Origin of the sequence: Streptomyces sp. CB02959 (assembly GCF_002803155.1) — a bacterium.
In the GTDB taxonomy this organism is placed as follows: domain Bacteria; phylum Actinomycetota; class Actinomycetes; order Streptomycetales; family Streptomycetaceae; genus Streptomyces.
Window position 1 is genome coordinate 237101 of the sequence record NZ_NNBP01000008.1, and the last position, 5200, is coordinate 242300.

Consider the following 5200-nt stretch of genomic DNA (forward strand, 5'->3'; position numbering starts at 1 on the left):
GCCGCGCACGGCCCGTCGCACGAAGAAGGGGACTGACCGATGACCGACACGGTGAGCGCGGCAACGGGAGCGTTCCGCGCGGCGCAGACGGGTCCCGCCGGCGCCGACGGCGACCTGCTGCACTCCGGCAACGCGGGATTCATCATCCACCGGGCCGGCCAACTCGACCACGCCTACCGCACCGAGGGCCGGGCGTTCGCCGCGGACCTCGTCGAGCACCTCAACAAGGTGATGGCCGGCACCGCCACCGTCCTCGTCCACGAGGAGGTGCTCGGCGCCGTCGACCGGCTGCACTGGCTGATCCACATGAAGAAGCCCGACGACTACCGCCGCTTCCTGGAGATCGCCGACCACGACCGCTCCTTCAAGGAGATCACCGAGGCCGATCGCCTGACGCAGCGTCAGGGTGGCAACTGGGAGCGGATGTTCGTCGAGGGCTCCTTCCGGGAGCGGGTGTACGTCCCGCAGCACGGCCTCGACGACCACGACGCCGACCACGACACCGGTCACGACGCCGCCCACGGTGGCCACGACGGCGCCCACCACGACCACGACCACGACGCGGACGCGACGACCTTCGTGCCGCCCGCCCGCCACCAGACCGGCCTCCCCGACAGCCGCCTGCGCAGCTCCGCGGACAGCGGGCTGACCGTCATCCGCACCGCCCAGACCTTCTACCGCTTCCGCAACGAGGCCCGGGAGTTCGCCTTCGCCTGGTCCTCCGAGGTCAACCGGGCGCTCGGCGGCGAGCTGACCGTCTACCTCTACGAGGAGACCTTCGGGCAGCAGGACCGGATCCACTGGATGATCCACCTCGACAACCTCGACGTGTACCGCAAGCTCACCGAGCTGAGCCGCACCGACGCCGACTACCGGGCCCTGTTCGGCCGGGAGTTCGTGCCCGCCCACAAGGGCGGCGGAGGCTGGGAGCAGACCTTCGTCCCGGCCTCGATCCACGACACCGTGCTCACCCCGCTGCACGGCGGCGCCCCGATCGGCTTCTGACCGTGGACACCCGCCGCCCGCCCCGGACCGGCAGCCGCCCCGCCGACGGGCCGCCGGTCCGCCTCACCGCCGAGCCGCACGTCCTGCGCGTCACGCTCAGCCGCCCGGACCGGCAGAACAGCCTCAGCGGCCCGGTGCTGGACGCCCTGACCGCGGCGCTCGACCGGGCCGTGGCCGACCCGGAGTGCCGGGTGCTGCTCATCGAGGGCTCCGGCGGCACCTTCTGCACCGGACTCGACTTCGACGAGGCCGGTGCGGATCTGGCCGACGGCGGCCCGGCCACCGGCGCCGGCCAGGGCGGCGCCGCCTTCCTCGCCCTGATGCGGCGGTTCGGCACCGCCCCGGTCGCGGTGGTGGCGTCCGTCGACGGCCGGGTCGCCGGTGGCGGGGTGGGGCTGGCCGCCGCCGCGGACCTCGTCCTGGCCACCGAGCGCAGCCGGTTCAGCCTGCCCGAGGCGCTGTGGGGGCTGCTGCCGTGCTGCGTACTGCCCGCGCTGATGCGCCGTACCGGCTTCCAACCCGCGTACGCGATGGCGCTGAGCACCCAGCCGGTGTCCGCCCGGCGAGCCGAGGAGTTCCGGCTGGTGGACGAGGTGGTGCCGGACCCGGACGCGGCGGTGCGCCGGCTGCTGGTCCGGCTGACCCGTCTGGACCCGCGGACCATCGGCGAACTCAAGCGGTACGCACGGGCGCTGTGGTTCACCGGCGAGGAGACCGACGCCTTCGCGCTCGCGGAGTTCACCCGGGCCGTCGCCTCCCCCGTCGCCCGGCGCCGGATCACCGACTACACCACGGCACGGCAGCTCCCCTGGGAGTAGCCCCGGACAAGTGAGGACGACGCGATGGTGGCACTGGTTTTCCCGGGCCAGGGATCCCAACGCAAGGGCATGGGCGGGGAGTTGTTCGCGCGCTTCCCCGACCTGACCGAGCGGGCGGACGCCCTCCTCGGCTACTCCGTCGAGGAGCTGTGCCGCACCGGCGGCGACGGGAGGCTGGACCGCACCCAGTTCTCCCAGCCCGCCCTGTTCATCGTCAACGCGCTGTCCTACCTGGCCCGGGAGACCGGACTGCCCGAGCCCAGCCACCTGGCCGGGCACAGCCTGGGGGAGTACAACGCACTGTTCGCGGCCGGCTGCTTCGACTTCGCGACCGGGGTGCGGCTGGTCAAGGAGCGCGGCGCGCTGATGGGCCGTGCCGAGGGCGGCGGGATGCTGGCGGTGCTCGGCGCGGACGGCGACGCGCTGGCCGCCCTGCTCGCCGCCGACGGCGCGACCGGCGTGACCGGAGTGACCGGCGCGGACGGCGCGGCCGGTGTGGGCGGCGTGGACATCGCCAACTACAACGGGTCGGCGCAGACCGTGCTGTCCGGGCCGCTGGACGCCCTGCGCGAGGTGGCCGCCCGGCTGTCCGGGCGGGACGGTGTGCGGTGCGTGCCGCTGCGGGTCAGCGCCGCCTTCCACTCCCGCCATATGCGCCCGGCCGCCCGGGAGTTCGCCCGGTTCCTCGAAGGGTTCGCCTTCCGCGATCCGCGGCTGCCGGTGCTCTCCAACGTCACGGCCCGGCCGTACGGCCCCGGGCAGGTCGCGGAGCTGCTCGCCCGGCAGATCGACCATCCGGTGCGCTGGACCGGCATCATGGACCGGCTGGTCGCGGACGGGGTGAGCGACATCGAGGAGGTCGGGCCCGGCCGGGTGCTGACCGGGCTGTGGCGGCCGGTGCGGGAACGGGCCGCGGTACCCCCGGCCGCCGCCGCGCCCCCGCCCGCCCCGCCGACCCGGTCCGCCCCGGTGCGCGCCGAGGACCTCGGCAGCGCCGCGTTCCGCCAGGACTACGGCGTCCGCTACGCCTACCTCGCCGGTGCGATGTTCCGCGGTATCGCCTCCACCGACCTGGTCATCCGGATGGCGCGGGCCGGTCTGATGGGCTTCTTCGGTGCGGGCGGCCTCACTCTGGAGCGGGTGGAGGAGGCGCTGACCACCCTGACCCGCGCCCTGGGCCCGGAGGGCCGCTTCGGCATGAACCTCCTGCACGCGATCGACGACCCGGCCTACGAGGACGCGGTCGTCGCGTGCTGCCTCCGGCACGGCGTCCGGCACGTCGAGGCCGCCGGATTCACCCAACTCACCCCCGCCGTCGTCCAGTTCCGCTACACCGGCGCCCACCGCGGCCCCGACGGCCGCCCGGTCGCCGTCCGCCACGTGCTCGCCAAGGTCTCCCGGCCCGAGGTCGCCACCGCCTTCATGGGCCCGGCCCCCGAGCCGATCGTGGCGAAGCTCCGCGCCGCCGGCCGGCTCACCGACGAGGAGGCCCGGATCGCCGCCGAACTGCCGGTCAGCGAGGACCTCTGCGTGGAGGCCGACTCCGGCGGGCACACCGACGGCGGCGCCGCGCTCACCCTGCTCCCCGCCATGCTCCGGCACCGCGACGCGGCGATGGCCCGGCACGGGTACCGCAAGCGGATCCGGGTCGGCGCGGCCGGCGGCATCGGCGCCCCCGAGGCCGTCGCCGCCGCGTTCGTCCTCGGTGCGGACTTCGTGCTGACCGGCACCGTCAACCAGTGCTCACCACAGGCCGGCACCTCCGACGCGGTCAAGGACATCCTCGCCGGACTCGACGTCCAGGACACCGCCTACGCCCCGGCCGGCGACATGTTCGAGATCGGTGCCCGGGTCCAGGTCGTCCGCAAGGGCACCCTGTTCGCCGCCCGCGGCAACAAGCTCCACCAGCTCTACCGCGCCCACGACGGCTGGGAGTCCATCGACCCCGCCACCCGGCGCTCGGTCGAGGAGACCTACTTCAAGCGGACCTTCGACGACGTGTGGGCCGAGACCCGCGCCTACCACCTCGGCCGCGGACGCGCCGCCGAGATCGACAAGGCCGAGCGTTCGCCCAAGCACAAGATGGCGCTCGTCTTCCGCTGGTACTTCGCCCGCTCGGTCCGCTGGGCACTGGAGGGCGACCCGGCCCAGAAGGTCAACTTCCAGATCCAGTGCGGCCCGGCGATCGGCGCCTTCAACCACGTCGTCCGCGGCACCCCGCTGGAGGACTGGCGCCACCGCCACGTGGACGCCATCGCCGCATGTCTGATGACCGGCGCCGCCGACGTCCTGTCCCGCCGCCTCCCGTCCTGAACTGTTCTGCGTACAGCCCGTCATGACGTTCCCTCACCACAGGAGCACCAGGTGACCACCCAAGCCGCCCCGGCACCCCCGGTTTTCCACTCCACCAACAGCGGTGTGATCGTGCAGCGCACCGCCCAGCTCAAGCAGGCCCACCGCACCGAAGGCCGCCGGCTCGCCCTGGAGCAGGCCGCGTTCCTCAACGCCAAACACGCCGGGCAGGCCACCGTCACCGTGCACGAGGAAGCCTTCGGCACCCGCGACCGGCTGCACTGGCTGATCCACCTCCCCGCCCTCGGCGGCTACCGCGCCCTCGCCCCGCTCCTCGACGGCGACGAGGGCCCGGCCGCCGACGCCGACTGGCACGGCTGGTTCACCGACGGCTCGTTCCACGAGACCGCGCTCATCCCGCAGCACTGGGGCATGTACGGCACCGACGAGGCACTGCCCGAGGGCACCGTCATCGACGCGGCCGCCCCCGACCTGCGGGTCCCGCCCGCCCAACGGCAGACCTCGATCAGCCCGGCGCGGACCCGGCACTCCGCCAACTCCGGGCTGATCATCCACCGCAGCGCGCAGCCCAAATACGCCTTCCGCGCCGAGGCCCGGCTCTTCGCCCGCCGGATCACCGCCTCCATCACCACCGGACTGCCCGGCATCGCCTCCTCCTTCCTCTACGAGGAGGCGTTCGGGCCCGCCGACCGGGTCCACTGGCTGATCCACATGAAGAGCGTCGACGCCTACTACGACCTGATCGACATGCACATGCGGATGGACGAGGAGACCCGCGCCATCTACCTCGACGAGATCATCGCGCCCGAGAAGGGCGGCGGCACCTGGAACCGGCTCTTCGTCGAGGGCGCCATGACCGACACCGCCTTCGCACCCCTGGCGGAGGCCCACTAGAGCCGCACTCGCCCCCCGCCCCGACGCCCGCGGGCCTGCTCACTTCTGAGCGGGCCCGCGGGCGCGCTGTTCCTAGGGTTCACACCGGCGCCGCACACCGGCCTCGCACCCGGCACCGCGCGGCCGCTCACCTGGCCGTCCACCGGTCCCACACCTGGGGGAGCAAGCAC

General features: G+C 73.7%; 4 protein-coding genes. All 4 read left to right on the top strand.

The features are described 5' to 3' along the window. Positions 1-39: 39 nt before the first annotated feature. Genes CG747_RS48015 through CG747_RS15900 form a run of 4 tightly spaced genes read left to right on the top strand, consistent with a single transcriptional unit; the run spans position 40 to position 5030 of the window. On the top strand, positions 40-1005 hold the full coding sequence (locus CG747_RS48015) for a DUF6039 family protein (protein ID WP_180985555.1): 966 nt from the start codon (positions 40-42) through the stop codon (positions 1003-1005). Between the two features lie 2 nt (positions 1006-1007). After that, the gene (locus CG747_RS15890; protein WP_100602369.1) at positions 1008-1823 is read left to right on the top strand and encodes an enoyl-CoA hydratase-related protein; all 816 of its coding nucleotides are present in this window, start codon (positions 1008-1010) and stop codon (positions 1821-1823) included. 24 nt (positions 1824-1847) lie between these two features. Beyond that, entirely contained in the window at positions 1848-4136 is a 2289-nt protein-coding gene (gene fabD / locus CG747_RS15895; protein WP_100602370.1) for an ACP S-malonyltransferase, read from the top strand. A gap of 6 nt (positions 4137-4142) precedes the next feature. Next, entirely contained in the window at positions 4143-5030 is an 888-nt protein-coding gene (locus CG747_RS15900; protein WP_257980451.1) for a DUF6039 family protein, read from the top strand. Positions 5031-5200 lie beyond the last annotated feature (170 nt).

Bases quoted from the DNA above. Each gene is read 5' to 3' on its own strand.
- CG747_RS48015 (WP_180985555.1), top strand. From the start codon at position 40: ATGACCGACACGGTGAGCGCGGCAACGGGAGCGTTCCGCGCGGCGCAG.
- fabD (WP_100602370.1), top strand. From the start codon at position 1,848: ATGGTGGCACTGGTTTTCCCGGGCCAGGGATCCCAACGCAAGGGCATG.